General features: G+C 71.2%; 19 protein-coding genes. 6 read left to right on the top strand and 13 right to left on the bottom strand.

Features of this window, described 5'->3' with window-relative positions; genetic code table 11:
- Positions 1-64 precede the first annotated feature (64 nt).
- From L2C96_RS07430 to L2C96_RS07420, 3 genes are read left to right on the top strand one after another with little or no spacing between them, the layout of a single operon-like run.
- Positions 65-1,267 carry a mannosyltransferase family protein gene (locus tag L2C96_RS07430; RefSeq protein WP_020420287.1) on the top strand — a complete coding sequence of 401 codons (1,203 nt, stop codon included), beginning with the start codon at positions 65-67 and terminating at the stop codon, positions 1,265-1,267.
- Between the two features lie 17 nt (positions 1,268-1,284).
- The gene (locus L2C96_RS07425) at positions 1,285-1,464 is read left to right on the top strand and encodes a hypothetical protein (RefSeq protein WP_020420286.1); all 180 of its coding nucleotides are present in this window, start codon (positions 1,285-1,287) and stop codon (positions 1,462-1,464) included.
- Positions 1,465-1,493: 29 nt separating this feature from the next.
- Positions 1,494-2,084: a nitroreductase family protein gene (locus L2C96_RS07420; RefSeq protein ID WP_020420285.1), complete on the top strand. Its 591-nt coding sequence runs from the start codon at positions 1,494-1,496 to the stop codon at positions 2,082-2,084.
- Here L2C96_RS07420 and L2C96_RS07415 read toward each other — a convergent pair.
- The 4 genes from L2C96_RS07415 to L2C96_RS07400 all read right to left on the bottom strand — a co-directional run bounded on the left by L2C96_RS07415 (position 2,081) and on the right by L2C96_RS07400 (position 4,555).
- Complete coding sequence (locus L2C96_RS07415) at positions 2,081-2,335, bottom strand: PLD nuclease N-terminal domain-containing protein (protein ID WP_020420284.1); 255 nt, start codon at positions 2,333-2,335, stop codon at positions 2,081-2,083. The genes L2C96_RS07420 and L2C96_RS07415 overlap by 4 nt on opposite strands.
- Before the next feature lie 77 nt (positions 2,336-2,412).
- Positions 2,413-3,051 (bottom strand): response regulator, encoded by a 639-nt coding sequence (locus tag L2C96_RS07410; protein ID WP_020420283.1) that lies wholly within the window; start codon positions 3,049-3,051, stop codon positions 2,413-2,415.
- Entirely contained in the window at positions 3,048-4,166 is a 1,119-nt protein-coding gene (locus L2C96_RS07405) for a sensor histidine kinase (protein WP_020420282.1), read from the bottom strand. The genes L2C96_RS07410 and L2C96_RS07405 overlap by 4 nt, the downstream gene beginning before the upstream one ends.
- A gap of 5 nt (positions 4,167-4,171) precedes the next feature.
- Complete coding sequence (locus L2C96_RS07400) at positions 4,172-4,555, bottom strand: hypothetical protein (protein ID WP_020420281.1); 384 nt, start codon at positions 4,553-4,555, stop codon at positions 4,172-4,174.
- Between the two features lie 214 nt (positions 4,556-4,769).
- Here L2C96_RS07400 and leuA point away from each other — a divergent pair, with 214 nt between their 5' ends.
- Complete coding sequence (leuA, locus tag L2C96_RS07395) at positions 4,770-6,545, top strand: 2-isopropylmalate synthase (protein WP_020420280.1); 1,776 nt, start codon at positions 4,770-4,772, stop codon at positions 6,543-6,545.
- A 46-nt stretch (positions 6,546-6,591) separates the two neighbouring features.
- Here leuA and L2C96_RS07390 read toward each other — a convergent pair whose 3' ends face one another.
- Together L2C96_RS07390 and L2C96_RS07385 are read right to left on the bottom strand one after the other, a co-directional pair.
- On the bottom strand, positions 6,592-7,080 hold the full coding sequence (locus tag L2C96_RS07390; RefSeq protein WP_020420279.1) for a carboxymuconolactone decarboxylase family protein: 489 nt from the start codon (positions 7,078-7,080) through the stop codon (positions 6,592-6,594).
- Positions 7,081-7,162: 82 nt separating this feature from the next.
- Entirely contained in the window at positions 7,163-7,534 is a 372-nt protein-coding gene (locus L2C96_RS07385) for a MerR family transcriptional regulator (protein ID WP_202961459.1), read from the bottom strand.
- A gap of 64 nt (positions 7,535-7,598) precedes the next feature.
- Between L2C96_RS07385 and L2C96_RS07380 the strand changes: the two genes are divergently transcribed.
- Positions 7,599-8,168 (top strand): hypothetical protein, encoded by a 570-nt coding sequence (locus L2C96_RS07380; protein ID WP_157358681.1) that lies wholly within the window; start codon positions 7,599-7,601, stop codon positions 8,166-8,168.
- A 76-nt stretch (positions 8,169-8,244) separates the two neighbouring features.
- Here the strand turns inward: L2C96_RS07380 and L2C96_RS44375 are convergent, their stop codons facing one another.
- Both L2C96_RS44375 and L2C96_RS07375 read right to left on the bottom strand, forming a co-directional pair.
- On the bottom strand, positions 8,245-8,367 hold the full coding sequence (locus tag L2C96_RS44375) for a hypothetical protein (protein ID WP_020420276.1): 123 nt from the start codon (positions 8,365-8,367) through the stop codon (positions 8,245-8,247).
- Between the two features lie 67 nt (positions 8,368-8,434).
- A complete protein-coding gene (locus tag L2C96_RS07375; RefSeq protein ID WP_237335637.1) occupies positions 8,435-9,346 on the bottom strand; it encodes a LysR family transcriptional regulator in 912 nt (303 codons plus the stop codon).
- A 71-nt stretch (positions 9,347-9,417) separates the two neighbouring features.
- Here L2C96_RS07375 and L2C96_RS07370 point away from each other — a divergent pair, with 71 nt between their 5' ends.
- Positions 9,418-10,323 carry an EamA family transporter gene (locus L2C96_RS07370; protein WP_237335636.1) on the top strand — a complete coding sequence of 302 codons (906 nt, stop codon included), beginning with the start codon at positions 9,418-9,420 and terminating at the stop codon, positions 10,321-10,323.
- Here the strand turns inward: L2C96_RS07370 and L2C96_RS07365 are convergent.
- Genes L2C96_RS07365 through L2C96_RS07345 form a run of 5 tightly spaced genes read right to left on the bottom strand, consistent with a single transcriptional unit; the run spans position 10,281 to position 15,001 of the window.
- Positions 10,281-10,922 (bottom strand): DedA family protein, encoded by a 642-nt coding sequence (locus tag L2C96_RS07365; RefSeq protein WP_237335635.1) that lies wholly within the window; start codon positions 10,920-10,922, stop codon positions 10,281-10,283. The two genes, L2C96_RS07370 and L2C96_RS07365, sit on opposite strands and share 43 nt — an antisense overlap.
- 51 nt (positions 10,923-10,973) lie before the next feature.
- Entirely contained in the window at positions 10,974-12,074 is a 1,101-nt protein-coding gene (locus L2C96_RS07360) for an ABC transporter ATP-binding protein (protein WP_237335634.1), read from the bottom strand.
- Entirely contained in the window at positions 12,074-13,069 is a 996-nt protein-coding gene (locus tag L2C96_RS07355) for an ABC transporter ATP-binding protein (RefSeq protein ID WP_020420271.1), read from the bottom strand. Before L2C96_RS07355 ends, L2C96_RS07360 begins: the two co-directional genes overlap by 1 nt.
- 4 nt (positions 13,070-13,073) lie before the next feature.
- Entirely contained in the window at positions 13,074-14,000 is a 927-nt protein-coding gene (locus tag L2C96_RS07350) for an ABC transporter permease (protein WP_020420270.1), read from the bottom strand.
- Positions 13,997-15,001, bottom strand: a complete 1,005-nt coding sequence (locus L2C96_RS07345; protein WP_020420269.1) for an ABC transporter permease — start codon at positions 14,999-15,001, stop codon at positions 13,997-13,999. The genes L2C96_RS07350 and L2C96_RS07345 overlap by 4 nt, the downstream gene beginning before the upstream one ends.
- Positions 15,002-15,056: the final 55 nt, after the last annotated feature.

Genomic DNA, 15,056 nt, shown 5'->3' with positions numbered 1-15,056 from the left:
TGGCCACCCCGTTATGTGGCTCCGGCCACTGCCACCGGCCGGACTCGTGGGAAAATGACCAACCGTGCAGGGCAGCAGCCAAACCGTTCGACGACCGGAGCAAGCGGCCCCTGGCCTGCTGCTGGACCTGGCCGACCGGATCACCAGACGCCGGGCGCTTCTGCTGCCCGCGGCCGTGTACCTCGGTGTGCGGGCCCTCGGTGTTGTGGTGCTCACGGTGTTCGCCGCGCTGCACGAGGACGACCTGTTGTCTAGGATCGCCGCCTGGGACGGCCAGTGGTACCTCAAGATCGCGGCGTCCGGCTACGAACTCGGGCCGACGACCGACGCGCTCGGCCACCCGAACCCGCACACGCCGCGGGCGTTCTTCCCCGGGTACCCGTTCCTGATCCGGCTGCTGGCGCCCGCGCTCGGATTTCCCGCGGCGGCGCTGGTGGTGTCGCTGGCCGCCGGGCTCTTCGCGGCGTACGGCCTGGCCCGGCTCGGGCGTCTCGTGCGCGGCGGCTCGCGCCGGGCCGGCTACATCCTGGTGGCCCTGTTCGCGGCGACGCCGATGAGCGTCGTGTTGACCATGGCTTACACCGAAGCGTTGTTCTGCGCGCTGGCGGTGTGGACGCTGGTCGCGGTGCTGGAGCGGCGGTGGGAGGTGGCTGGGCTGTGCTGCCTGGCGGCCGGGCTGGTGCGGTCGACGGCGCTGGCGCTGGTGGTCGCGGTGGTGGTGGCCGCGGTGATGGCGTTGACGCGCCGGGAGGACGGTGGGCGTCCGCTCGCCGCGCTGGCGCTGGCGCCCGCCGGGTTGTTCGGATACCTGTGGTGGACCGGGATGCGGGTGCGGCCGGAGTCCGGGTTCGAGGCGCAGCTGAGCACCTGGTCCGACCTGGAGTGGCAGGGGTGGCGGACCCGGTTCGACGGCGGGGTGTCGACGGCCCGTTTCGTGGCCGAGGTGCTGACGGGCAGCGATTCGGCGATGAGTGTGCTGACGGTCGCGGTGATCGCGGGTGCGCTGATCGGCATGGCGGTGCTGGCCCGGCGCGAGACGGTGCTGGCGGTGTACGCGGCCGGGGTGCTGGTGATGTGCCTGGGGTCGAGCGCGCTGATGCACGCGAAGCCACGGTTGTTGTTGCCCGCGTTCACGTTGCTGGTCCCGGTGGCGGTGGCGCTGGCCAAACGCCGGACGAACACCGTGCTGTGGGTCTGCTCGGGGGTCGCGCTGGCGAGCGCGTGGTTCGGCGCGTTCGCGCTGACGGTCTGGAAGTATGCGATCTGACCCGCGAGGAGGCGCGCATGACGAAGCCCGGTGACGCGGACAGCTACGTCGCCATCGATTCGCCGCTGCTGAACAACGGCAGGCCCGTGCTCCGGTTCGTCCGGACGACGGCGCGGGACGTTGTGACGTCGGTCGAACCGTCCGCCGCGGACATCGCCAAGGCGCACGCGGCACTGGCCCGCCAGGGCGAACTCTGACTCCGGCGAAACGGGAAGCAGGCGAACCGATGGACAAGATGGCCGATTCCAGCGTGCCCCTGACCGAGGTGATCGCGCACCGGTGGAGCCCGCGCGCCCTCGACGAGACCCGGGAGGTGACCTGGGACCAGCTGCGCGCCCTGCTGGAGGCCGCGCGGTGGGCGCCGTCGTTCGGGAACACCCAGCCGGCGCGGTTCCTGGCCGGCCGGCGTGGTGATCCGACGTTCCGGCAGATCCTCGGCACGCTCACCGAGCGGAACCAGGAGTGGGCGCACCGCGCGGGCGCCCTGCTGGTCGCGATCATGCTGACGCGCAACGAAAAGGGCGAGATCCCCTACGCGGAGTACGGGCTCGGGCTGGCCGCGCAGAACCTCGTGCTGCAGGCCGTCGCGGAAGGGCTCGTGGCGCACCAGATGGCCGGCTTCGACGCCGACGCCGTCCGCGAGCGGTTCGCGGTGCCGGACGGAGCCGTCCCCCGGGTCGCGATCGCCGTCGGGCACGCCGGCGACCCCGCCGTGCTGGGGGTGGACAAGCTGATCGAACGCGAACAGGGCCCGCGCAGCCGCCTGCCCCTCGGCGACCTCGCCTACACGGAAGCGTGGGGCACTCCCGCCTTCTAACTCGCCGTGAGGGCGGCCTTCCGCCCGATCAGGAACCACAACGCGCTGCCCAGGTAGGGCGCCACCAGGACGAACACCACCCAGACGAACTTCATGCCGCCGGACTGCGGCGAGCGCAGAATGCTCACCAGCGCCCCGACGATCAGGACCACGCACGCGACCACCAGCGCGATGATCAGCGCGGCCAGGACGTAGTTCCACGGTTTGCCGAGCACGGGTTCCCCGGCGAGCGCGGTGATGCGGTGCGTCATGGACCCCGACGCTAGGGAACCGGCAGGCGACGGGCATCGCACGACCGTGCAGACGATCTACGACTTTCGGCCGATCTTCAGAGCAGCCCGGCGTCGTGCACGGCGATCGCGACCTGGGTCCGGTTGCCGGCGCCCAGCTTGGCCATCACGTGGCCGAGGTGCACCTTCACGGTCGACTCGCTGAGGTGCAGCTCGGCCGCGATGCGGCTGTTGCTCAGCCCCCGCCCGACGGCCAGCGCGACGTCGCGTTCCCGGTCGGTGAGGGTGCCGACCCGGTCGAGGGCCGCCGCGCTGCCGCGCGTGAAGTGGCTCAGCAACCGCTTGGTCACCTTCGGCGAGATCATCGCCTCGCCGCGGGCCACGACGTGCACCGCGTGCACCAGTTCGCGCGGCGGGATGTCCTTGAGCAGGAACCCGGCCGCACCCGAGCGCAGCGCGGTGTGCACGTACTCGTCGAGGTCGAACGTGGTCAGCACGACCACCACCGGCGCACCGGGCAGCGCGGTCACCTTCGCCGTCACCTGGAGCCCGTCGACGCGCGGCATCTGGATGTCGGTGAGCACGACGTCGGGGCGGTGCCGCGCCACCAGGTCCACCACACCCGTCCCGTCGCCGGCCTCGGCGACCACCTCGATGTCCGGGTCGGACTCCAGGATGAGCCGCAGCCCACCCCGCACGAGCTCCTCGTCGTCGAGCAGGAGAACCCGTACCGTCACCCGGCCTCCTCGTCCTCGGTCAGCGGAAACACGGCCCGCACCAGGAAACCGCTCCCGGACCGGCCCGTGTGGACGGTACCGCCGGCGAGGCCGACCCGTTCCCGCATCCCCACCAGGCCGAAGCCGGAACTCGGCAGCTCGTGCGCGGGCGCGCGGTCGCCGGGGCCGTCGTCGGCGACCTCGACGGTCAGCTCCGCGCCACGCACGGCGACGGCGACCCGCGCACGTGCCCCCGGCGCGTGCTTGCCGATGTTCGTCAACGCCTCCTGCACCACCCGGTAAGCCGCGCGCCCGACCGGGATCGCGACCTCCGGCAGCGGATCGGGCAGGCTCAGCTCGGCGCGGGTGCCTGCCGCCCTCGCGTCGTCGACCAGCGCGCCCAGACCGTCCAGCCCGGACGGCGGGTGCACCTCCGCTTCCCCGTCACGCAGCACGCGGAGCACCTCGCGCAGCTCGGTCAGGGCCGCGGTGCTGTTCTGCCGGATCACCTCCGCCGCGGCGGCGGCCTGCCCGTCGCAGGTCACCGTCAGCGCGCCCGCCTGCACCGCGATGACACTCACCCGGTGGGCCACCACGTCGTGCATCTCGCCCGCGATGCGGCGCCGCTCGGCCACCACCGCCCGCTCGGTCAGCAGGTCGCGCTCCCGCTCGGCCTGCTCCGCGCGCTCGCGCAGGGCCGCGAGCAGCTTGGCCCGCTGGTGCCACCACAGCCCGGCCAGCAGCGGGACCAGCAGGAACACGCCCGCGCCCAGCAACACGTACGGCCAGTCCTCGCTCCACCTGATCCCGGCCGGGAGCAGGAAGGCGGCGAGCGCGACGGCACCACCAGCCGCGGTCTGCCGGCCGGGCCCGCGGCGCGAGGCCAGCGTGTAGACGGCGACGACGAGCGGCAGCAGGTTCGCCCCGGCCACCAGCGCCGCGCCGACGATCACCAGCGCGGCCAGCGGGAACCGGCGCCGCACCAGCAACGCGCCGAACACGGCGGCCGCGACGACGGGTGGCCAGGCGACCGGCGCGCTCACGTTCGTGATCGCGAGCCAGGTGAAGAACCCGGCCACCGCGAGGTCGAACAGCAGCGGACGCGGCCCGCCTGCCCAGCGGACGATGTGCGCCATCCGGCTCAGGAGGTGGCGCCGCCGATGCGCCGGACGATCCGCGTGACGATGGACGAGACCACCAGCCAGAAGATCGCCGCGATGCCGTAGTTCACCAGCACCCGCAGCTTCTCGTCGGTGGGCTCGAACAGGTCCTTGAACCCCAGCGCCAGGCCGTCGGACCAGTCGCGCACGAACGAAACGATCCCGTTGTCCGGGTTGGCGCCACCGACCACGAAGATCACGTGCAGCACCAGGATGAGCGCGAAGATCAGGCCGACCCAGCGGACGATCCCGGCGATCAGCCCGACCGCCTGGTCCTTCACGCGCCCCCACGGCACCTGGCGCTTGGGTCGCGGCGAGGCGTCTTCGTCGACGTCGCTCTTGGGCTTCTCGGCGTGCTCGGCCATGACGCCGAGTTTCCCACGCCACGCCCGCCTTGGCTACCTGCCAGTAACCGACCGGGTCGCTTTTCAACATCATCGCGACCGGGCTACAGTGAATCCGTGGCGCGTGCTCTCCTGCTTCGCTGCCGCGACGGGGCCTGATCCTGACCGGCCCCCCGTCGCGGGGCTTCGTCACGCCGCCGGTCGCCCGAAAACCCGGCAGGAGAGTTTCCCAGCAATGACCAGCTCCGATCCCACCGTGAGCCGCATCCGCAAGCCTTCGCGTCCCGCCCCCGCCGACCAGCCCGCGTGGAACCCGCAGCGCGGCAGCTCGATGCCGGTGCACCGCTACCAGCCCTGGTACAAGCTGGTGGAGAACATCGAACTGCCCGACCGCACCTGGCCGGACAAGCGCATCGAGCGCGCGCCGCTGTGGTGCGCCGTCGACCTGCGGGACGGCAACCAGGCCCTGATCGACCCGATGTCGCCCGCCCGCAAGCGCAAGTTCTTCGAGCTGCTCGTGCGCATGGGCTACAAGGAGATCGAGGTCGGCTTCCCGGCCGCGAGCCAGACCGACTTCGACTTCGTCCGCGAGATCATCGAGGACGGCGCGATCCCGGACGACGTGCGCATCCAGGTGCTGACCCAGTGCCGCCCCGAGCTGATCGAGCGCACCTTCCAGTCGCTGGAGGGCGCGCCGCAGGCGATCGTGCACATCTACAACTCCACGTCGATCCTGCAGCGCCGCGTGGTGTTCCGCGAGGAGCGCGAGGGCATCAAGAAGATCGCGCTGCAGGCCGCCGACCTGGTGGTCGAGTACGCGCAGAAGTACTCCGACACCGACTTCCGCTTCCAGTACTCGCCGGAGTCCTACACCGGCACCGAGCTCTCCTACGCCGCCGAGGTGTGCAACGCGGTCACCGACATCTGGCAGCCCACCCCGGAGCGGCCGGTCATCCTGAACCTGCCGGCGACGGTGGAGATGGCCACGCCGAACGTCTACGCCGACTCGATCGAGTGGATGGGCCGCAACCTGGACCGCCGCGACTCGGTGATCCTGTCGCTGCACCCGCACAACGACCGCGGCACCGGCATCGCCGCCGCCGAGCTGGGCTACCAGGCCGGCGCGGACCGCATCGAGGGCTGCCTGTTCGGCAACGGCGAGCGCACCGGCAACGTCGACCTGGTCGCGCTGGGCATGAACATGTTCAGCCAGGGCATCGACCCGCAGATCGACTTCTCCGACATCGACGAGATCAAGCGCACCGTCGAGTACTGCAACCAGCTGCCGGTGCACGAGCGCACCCCGTGGGGCGGCGACCTGGTGTTCACCGCGTTCTCCGGCAGCCACCAGGACGCGATCAACAAGGGCTTCGACGCGCTGCACCGCGCCGCCGAGAAGGCCGGCGTACCGGTGGACGAGTTCCCGTGGGAGGTGCCCTACCTGCCCATCGACCCGAAGGACGTCGGCCGCAGCTACGAGGCCGTCATCCGGGTCAACTCGCAGTCGGGCAAGGGCGGCGTCGCCTACATCATGAAGACCGAGCACCAGCTCGACCTGCCGCGACGGCTGCAGATCGAGTTCTCGCAGGTCATCCAGCGCTACACGGACAGCGAGGGCGGCGAGGTCGACCCGCGCACGATGTGGGACGCGTTCGCGAAGGAGTACCTGGAGCCGCAGACGCCGCTGCAGCTGATCAACCAGCACGTCACCGCGAACGGCGACTACCAGCTGCGCGCCACCGTGCGGGTGGACGGCGAAGAGCAGGAGATCACCGGCTCCGGCAACGGCCCGATCGCCGCGTTCTTCGACGCGCTGTCCACCGTGGGTTACGACCTGCGGCTGCTGGACTACAGCGAACACACCCTCACCCCCGGCGACGACGCCAAGGCCGCGTCCTACATCGAGTGCGCCATCGGCGACAAGGTGTTCTGGGGCATCGGCATCGACCCGTCCATCGTGACGGCTTCGCTGCGGGCGGTCGTGTCCGCGGTGAACCGCGCGCACCGCTGATCGCTGGAGAAGGCCGGCCGCTGGTGTGCGGCCGGCCTTTTTCACGTCAGTTCGCGACCGCGGCGGCGAACATGCCGGGCTGGTAGGAGCCGCCCTGGTTGCGGACGATCACGTTCAGCCGGTTGGCGGCGTTGATCATCGCGACCAGGGTGACCAGCGCGGCGGTCTGGTCGTCGTCGTAGTGCTTGCGCACCTGGGCCCACGTCTCGTCCGACACGCCCTGGTGCGCGTCGGCCAGGCGGGTGCCCTCCTCGGCGAGCGCCAGCGCCGCCCGCTCGGCGTCGGTGAACACCGTGGCCTCGCGCCAGACCGCGACCAGGTTGAGCCGCACCGCGCTCTCCCCGGCGGCCGCGGCCTCCTTGGTGTGCATGTCGACGCACGGGGCGCACCCGTTGATCTGGCTGGCGCGCAACGACACCAGTTCCTGTGTGGACTGCGGCAGGGCGGAGGTGTGCAGCACGGCGGCGACGTTCGCGAACCGCTTGGCGAGCTTGGCGCCGAGCTCGTTGGACATCATGTCGAATCGGGTTTCCACGGCTTCCTCCTCGTGTGGGGAACTTGCTCGAACACGAGGCACCGGCCGTGCCGTGGATGTGACAGTGATGCCCGCCACAGCGTCAGTCGCGGAGCCGGCCCGCTTCGCAGAGCCGGTCGCCTGAGGCGATCTCGGCGAGGTAGCCGCGCAACTCGGTGACCCGGCGCTCGGCCTCGGTCACCAGCCGTCGCGCGATCTCCGCCCAGTCCTCGGGGCCGGGGTCGGGCGGCAGATCGGCGAAGAGGTCCGCGATCTCCCGCACGGTCAGGCCGACGCCCTGCGCCAGCTTGGCCACCTTGATCCGGCACGCCGCCGACCGGTCGAAGACGCGGTGGTTGATCCCGCTCCGCCCGGCCTCGACAACGCCGTACCGCTCGTAAAACCGCACCGCCGAAGGGGCGACGCCCGCTTCGCCCGCGACCTCGCCGACCGTCAGGTTCCCGCTGTCCAACACGTCACCCACTCTGCCGCGACGGTGGGCTTGCCTTCAACAGTGGTTGAACTCGCAGGGTGGGGTCATGGCAGATCACTTGACAGCGATGCGGCCGGCGCCGGTCGCCACTCACCACGAGGACGCCGCGGCCCGCATCGACAGCTGGTGGCGGCTGCCGAGCGCGGCGGCCGCCGACGAAGCCGCGCGCGCGGCGCTGGCGGCGATGCCCCGCGCGGACGGCCTGCTCCGGTTCTCCGTGCTGCGGTCGCCGTCGGAGCCGCTGGTGTTCCTCCAGTCCCTGTGGACCAGCGCCGCCGCACGGGAGCACTACGTTCGGCACGTGGCTGCGAGCCCGAGGGCCTCGGTCGACGACAAGGTGCCCGGCATCGAGCGGGACCGGGCGCTGACGGAGGTGATCGGCGCGGTCACGATCGCCGACGCACCCGCCGCCAAGTGGGTGACCCGACGGCTGCCGGGCACGGACGTCCGCGCGCTGGCCGAGCGGGAACTCGCACGCCTCCGGACCGAACCGGGGCTGGTTCGCGTCGCTGCCGGTGCCGGGGAAGGTGAGGTCGTGGTCGTCGAGGAGTGGGCCGCCTCCGCCTCGCCGGACGGGGTCTTCTACGAGCCGGTCGGCGCCGTCGCGCCGGCGTGAGCCACCCGCACCATGGGGGGCCGGGCGGGGCCCCTGGCCGCGATCGGCGCCGTCGCGCCGGGCTAGGGCTGCTTCGTCACCGGGCGGCCCCGCCGTGCAGCGGGTCCACCACGGTCGCCGACGCCGCCGCCAAGTGCGTGACCCGGCAGCACTCCCAGCCGATCTGCGCCACCGCGCCGGGCTGGGGCTGCTTGGTCACCGCGGGGCCCAGCTTGCAGCAGGTTCCACCACGATCGCCGCCGCCAATGGGTGACCCGGTGGCACTCCTAGGGCTGCTTCGTCACCGCGGCGGCTTCGGCGTGCAGCAGCTCCAGCACGGTGGCCACCGGCGGTCTGGTGCCGGCCCCGGTGCGCAGGACGGCTTCGATGAGCCTCGCCGCGCGGATGCCTGCCAGCGGGCGCCGCACGATGCGGCGCGACCACGTGCCGGCCAGCGTGTACCGCGGCAGCAACGCGATGCCGTGCCCGGCGGCGACCAGCGCCTCGATGATCCGGAAGTCGTTGATCCGCTGCTTGATCTGCGGCCGCACACCGGTCCGCACCGCCAGCGAGCGCAGCACGTCGTCGACCGGGAAGCCGACGTCCACCGAGATCCACTGCTCCCCGGCCAGCTCGGTGAGGTCGACCCGGCGGCGGCGCGCGAGGCGGTGGCCCAGCGGCAGCGCGACGTCCAGCGGCTCGCGCAGCAGCGGCACCACGTCGAGCCGGTCCGGCGGGAACGGCTCGGCGTGCTCGTCCCGGTGGGTGACCACGATGTCGAAGTCGGCGACCAGCCCGGGCACCTCCGCCGGCGTCATGTCGACGTCGCGCACCTCGACCTCCAGGCCCTCGACCTCGGCGAACCGGTGCAGCAGCCCGGGCAGCAGCATCAGCGCCGCGGACGGGAAGATCGCCACCCGCACCCGCCCGCGCGGCAGGCTGCGGAACACGTCCAGCTCGGCCTCGGCCCGGTCCACCGCGGCGATCACCTCGTCCGCCCGCACCACCAGCGCCCGCCCGGCGTCGGTGAGCCGCAACCCCCGCCCCGCCGGTTCGGTCAGCACCAGCCCGACCTCCGCCTGCAACGCCCGGAGCTGCTGCGACACCGCCGACGGCGTGCAGTGCAGCGCTTTCGCCGCCGCCGTCACGCTCCCGCGGTCCGCGAACTCACGCAGCACCCGCAACCGACCGACGTCCATGAAGCAACGCTACACAGTAGATGCAAACAATCTCGATTGTTCTTCATAGTTGCGGCAGGCACGCTAAAGGAGTGCCGACCCGCGACCGCTTCCTCGCCCTGTTCGTCGTCGTCCTGTGGGGCCTCAACTTCATCGCGATGCACCCGATGCTCGAGCACTTCCCGCCGCTGTTCGCGGCGGCGCTGCGCTTCGCCGTGATCGCGGTCCCGACGATCCTGTTCATCCCACGCCCGAAGGTGAAGCTGCGCTGGCTGATCGGGTTCGGGCTCGGATTCGGCACCGGCCAGTTCGCGTTCCTGTTCCTCGCGCTGACCCACGGCATGCCGACCGGCCTCGCGTCGCTGGTGCTGCAGGCGTCCGCGCCGTTCACGGTCCTGCTCGGCGGGATCTTCCTGCGTGAACCGCTGTCCGCGCGGCAGCTGACCGGGATACTGGCCGCGGTGGCCGGGATGGGCGTGATCGCCTGGCACCGCGCGGAGAACGCCGTGCTGCTGCCGGTCTTGCTCACCCTGCTCGGCGCGCTGTGCTGGGCCGCGGGCAACCTCTGCTCGCGTCAGGCCAGGCCGGACAACCCGATCCACTTCACGCTGTGGATGTCGGTGGTCCCGCCGATCCCGATGTTCGCGTTGTCCACGATCTTCGAAGGCCCGGCCGTGCAGTGGCAGTCGCTGGTCACGCTGGGCACCGGCGAAGGCCTGCTCGGCCTGGCCGGGTTCGCCTACGTCGTGCTGATCGGCACGGTCCTCGGGTCGAGCATCTGGACCGTGCTGATGCGCCGCAACCCGGCCAACGTGGTCGCGCCGTTCTCGTTGCTCGTGCCGGTGGTCGGGATGTCCGCGGCGTTCTTCGTGCTCGGCGAGACCCCGGCGCTGGTCGAGGTGCTGGCCGGCCTGGTCGTGGTGGCCGGGGTGCTGTACGGCTCGCTGCCGAGGCGTCAGCGCTCGGCGGGCACGCTGCCCGAACTCGTCTCCTCGTGACGGCGGCCCATCCGCTTCTTGACGACGAGGCTGACCACCACGCCCACCACGACGGCGACCGCCAGCGCGACGTAGGAGAACCGGGACAGCCACTTCTCCGCGACCACGCCGAGCGAGTACACCAGCGCCGTCGTGCCGCCCGCCCAGACGATGCCGCCGAGCGCGTTGGCGAACAGGAACCGCGGGTAGTGCATGTGCAGCGACCCGGCGAGCGGGCCGCACAGAATGCGCAGAATCGCGACAAAGCGGCCGAAGAAAACCGCCCAAACCCCGCGTTTCCGGAACATTCGCTCGGCGGCCGCGACATGCGCCGGCCCGAAATGCTTGGGGAATTTCCGCCCGGCCCAGTCGAACAGGCGCCGCCCGCCCTTCCGCCCGATCAGGTAACCGATGCTGTCCCCGGCGATGGCGCCGCCCGCGGCGACGGCGCCGATCAGCCAGGGGTTCAGCCCGTCGTGGTGCGATGCCAGGAGAGCCGCGCTGACCAGCACGATCTCTCCCGGCAACGGGATCCCGAGGCTCTCCGCGCCGATCACCACGCCGACCGTGAGGTAGACCAGGAGCGGCGGGATGGTCTCCAGCCACGCGTCGATGTGCACGGTGAAAGCCCCTTCGGATACCCCGGCGAATTCTCCGTCAGGGTACCCGCGTCAGGGCTCCAGCATTTCGGCCACCGAAGCGGCCTGCGGAATTCCCGCATCGGGTGACAACTGCGCGGTCACCAATTCCGGTTTCACCTCGTGCGGCGTGATCCGGCCGGCCTGGATGTCCTCCGCCCAGTGGCAGGCGACCCGGTGCCCGGCGGCGAGCTCCCGCAGCGCGGGCCGCTCGGTGTCGCACTTGGTCTCCTGCCGCCACGGGCACCGGGTGTGGAACCGGCAGCCCGACGGCGGATTGGCGGGCGAGGGCAGGTCGCCGGCGAGCAGGATCTGCTCGCGGCTGTCCTCGACCACCGGGTCCGGCACCGGGATCGCCGACAGCAGCGCCCGCGTGTACGGGTGCAGCGGCTCGGCGTAGAGCGACTCCGAGTCGGTCTCCTCGACCAGCGAGCCGAGGTACATCACGCCGATGCGGTCGGAGATGTGCCGGACGACCGCCAGGTCGTGGGCGATCACCAGGTAGGTCAGGCCCAGCGAGTCCTGCAGCTCCTCGAGCAGGTTGATCACCTGCGCCTGCACGGACACGTCCAGCGCGGACACCGGCTCGTCGGCGACGATCAGGTCCGGCTCGACGGCCAGCGCCCGCGCGATGCCGATGCGCTGGCGCTGCCCGCCGGAGAACTCGTGCGGGTACTTCCGCAGCGAGCTCTCCGGGAGACCGACGGCGTTCAGCAGTTCACGCAAGCGCTTGCGCGTGCTGTCCCGGTCCTTGTCCAGGCCGTGCGCCCGCATGCCCTCGATGAGGATCGACTCCACCGACTGCCGCGGGTCGAGGCTGGACAGCGGGTCCTGGAACACCATCTGCATCCGCCGCCGCATCTTCCGCAGCGACTCGCCCTTGAGCGTCGACAGGTCGGTGCCGTCGAACACCGCGCGGCCACCGGTCGGCTCCACCAGCCGCAGCAGGCTGCGGCCCAGCGTCGTCTTGCCGCAGCCGGACTCGCCGACCAGGCCGTACGTCTCGCCGCGCTGGATCTCCAGGTCGACCCCGTCCACCGCGTAGACGTGTCCGACCGTGCGGTCCAGCACGAGCCCGCGCTTGATCGGGAAGTGCACCTGCAGGCCTTCCACGCGCACCAGCGGTTCCGACATCAGCGCACCCCCTCGCCTGCCGCGACCGGACGGCCCACCGGATTGTGGCACCGCAGCATGCCGTTCGAATCGGGTTCGAGTTCGGGCGTGACCTCCCGGCACAGGTCCAGCGCGTTCGGGCATCGGGGCGCGAACGCGCACCCCTGCGACCAGGGGATGTTGTCGGCGACCGACCCCTTGATCGGCACCAGCTTCTCCCCGCGCGGCGCGTCCAGCCGCGGGATCGAGGCCAGCAGCCCGTGCGTGTACGGGTGCCGGGCGGAGGCGAACAACGCGTGCCGCTCCGCCCGCTCGACCACCCGGCCGCCGTACATGACGTTGACCTCGTCGCACAGCCCGGCGACCACGCCCAGGTCGTGCGTGATCATGATCAGCGCGGTGCCGGTGTCGCGCACCAGCTCGGACAGCAGCGCCAGGATCTGCGCCTGGATCGTCACGTCCAGCGCGGTGGTCGGCTCGTCCGCGATCAGCAGCCGCGGACGGCAGGCCAGCGCGATCGCGATGAGCGCGCGCTGCCGCATGCCGCCGGAGAGCTGGTGCGGGTACTCCGACAACCGCCGGTTCGGGTCCGGGATGCCGACGCGGTCGAGCAGGTCCGCCGCCTCGACCGTCGCCTGCTTGCGGTCCATCTTCCGGTGCCGTTCCAGCACCTCGGTGATCTGCAGGCCGATCGGGATCACCGGGTTCAGCGACGACAGCGGGTCCTGGAACACCATGCCCAGGTCGCGGCCGCGCCGGTCGCGCAGCTGCTTGTCGGACAGCCGCAGCAAGTCGGTGTCCTCGAACATCACCTGGCCGGTGACCTTCGCGCCGCGCTTGGGCAGCAGACCCATGATCGCGAGCGCGGTCACCGACTTGCCGCTGCCGGACTCGCCGACCAGGCCGACCGTGCGGCCCGGCTCGACGTCGAAACTGACCCCGTCCACCGCGGTGAACGGGCGGGTTCCCTTGCGGGAGAAGACGACCGACAGGTCGCGTACTTGCAGGAGACTCAACGCGCTACCGCCTGTTCTTCGGGTCGAGCGCCTCGCGCAGCGACTCGCCGAGCAGCGTGAACCCCAGCGCCACCACGACGATCGCGATGGCCGGGTAGAACGCCAGGCTCGGCTTGACGTCCAGCAGGGTCTGGGCCTGTGCCAGCATCAGCCCCCACTCGGCGCGGCTGGGATCGTTGTCGCCGAGGCCGAGGAACGACAGCGCCGCAACGTCGATGATCGACGTCGCCAGCGTCAGCGTCGCCTGCACGACCACCGGCCCGAGCGAGTTCGGCAGCATGTGCCGGAACACGATCGTGCTGCGCCGCACGCCCAGCGCGGTCGCCGCCAGCACGTGGTCGCTCGATCTCTGCGAGAGCATCGCGCCGCGCAGCAGCCGGGCGAAGATCGGCACGCTCACCACCGCGACCGCGATGATGACCGTCCACTGTGTCCCTTGCGAGAACAGCGCGGCCACCGAGATCGCCAGCAGCAGCGAGGGAATCGCGAGCAGGATGTCGGTGAACCGCATCAGCAGCGTGTCCACCCAGCCGCCCAGCGCGCCGGCCAGACCGCCGATGACCATGCCGACCGCCAGCCCGATCAGGGTGGCGACGACACCGACGATCAGCGTCTGCTGCGCGCCGACCAGCAGGCGGGAGAAGAAGTCGTACCCGCGGTGGTCGCTGCCGAGCACGAACCCGTCCATCGGGCCGGGGATGAAGTCCGGCCGCAGGTTCACGCGCAGCTCGTCGTAGGGGATGTAGGGGTTCTTCGGCGCCAGGAACGGGGCCAGGATCGCCAGCAGCACGAACAGGACCGTGATGACCGCGCCGGTGATCGCCACCGGGTTCCGCAGCATCCGCCGGACCGCGTCCGCGGCGAGGCTGGTGCCACCGGCCTCCGCCAGGTCGTCGATGCGTTCGGCCTTGCGCCGCAACATGGAGGTCATCGCACCCGCACCCTCGGATCGATGATGGCGTAGGAGATGTCCACCAGGATGTTGACGACGACGTACACCAGCGCGGCCAGCAGCAGCAACGCTTGCAGCCGCGGGTAGTCACGGCGCTCGATCCCCTGCGCCAGCAGGGATCCGAGCCCGTTCCAGTTGAACACCTTCTCGGTGAGCACGGCCCCGGCGAGCAGCAGACCGGTCTGCAGGCCGATCGTCGTCGACACCGGCAGCAGCGCGTTGCGCAGCACGTGCCGCTGGCGGATCGTCGTCGTGGTCAGGCCCTTGGACTCCGCGGTGCGCACGAAGTCCTCCTGCTGCACGTCCAGCACCGAGGCGCGGGTGATCCGCACGATCACCGCGAACGGGATGCTGGCCAGCGCGATCGAGGGCAGGATCAGGTGCTTGATCGCGTCCCACGTCGCGTCCAGCTCACCGGTGAGCAGGCCGTCCAGGGTGAAGAAGCCGGTGATGTGCGTGGCGTCGATGGTCACGTCCTGGCGCCCCGACGGCGGCAGGATGCCCAGCTTTTGCGCGAACACGTACTTGAGCAGCACGCCGAAGAAGAACACCGGCACCGCGACGCCGACCAGGGTGGTCAGCACGGTGGCGTTGTCCAGGAACCGGCCCCGGTAGCGGGCGGCGAGGTATCCCATCGGGATGCCGAAACCGACCGCGAGGACCAGCGCCGCGAGCGCGAGTTCGATGGTGGCGGGGAAGGCGCGCCCGATCTCGGCGAGCACGGTGTCGCCGCTGATCAGGGACGAGCCGAAGTCACCGGTGACGACGCGGCCGAGGAACTTGAAGTACTGGACGAAGATCGGTTGATCCAGTCCGAGCACGCTGTTCAGGGACGCGATCTTCTCCGGCGTCGCCTTGTCGCCGAGCAGCGCGGTGGCGGGGCCACCGGGCAGCAGGCGGAGCCAGGCGAAGACCAGGATGGAGAGCACGAGGAGCGTCGGGATCGCTTGCAGCAGCCGACGCGTGAGGAATCGGAGCATGTGAGTGCCTCGGAGACCGCACCGAAGCGGGAAAGCGCGCCGGGCGCGCTTCCCC

This window comes from Amycolatopsis tucumanensis (assembly GCF_021654135.1).
Taxonomy (GTDB): domain Bacteria; phylum Actinomycetota; class Actinomycetes; order Mycobacteriales; family Pseudonocardiaceae; genus Amycolatopsis_E; species Amycolatopsis_E tucumanensis.
This window is presented reverse-complemented; position numbering and strand designations above follow the sequence as displayed.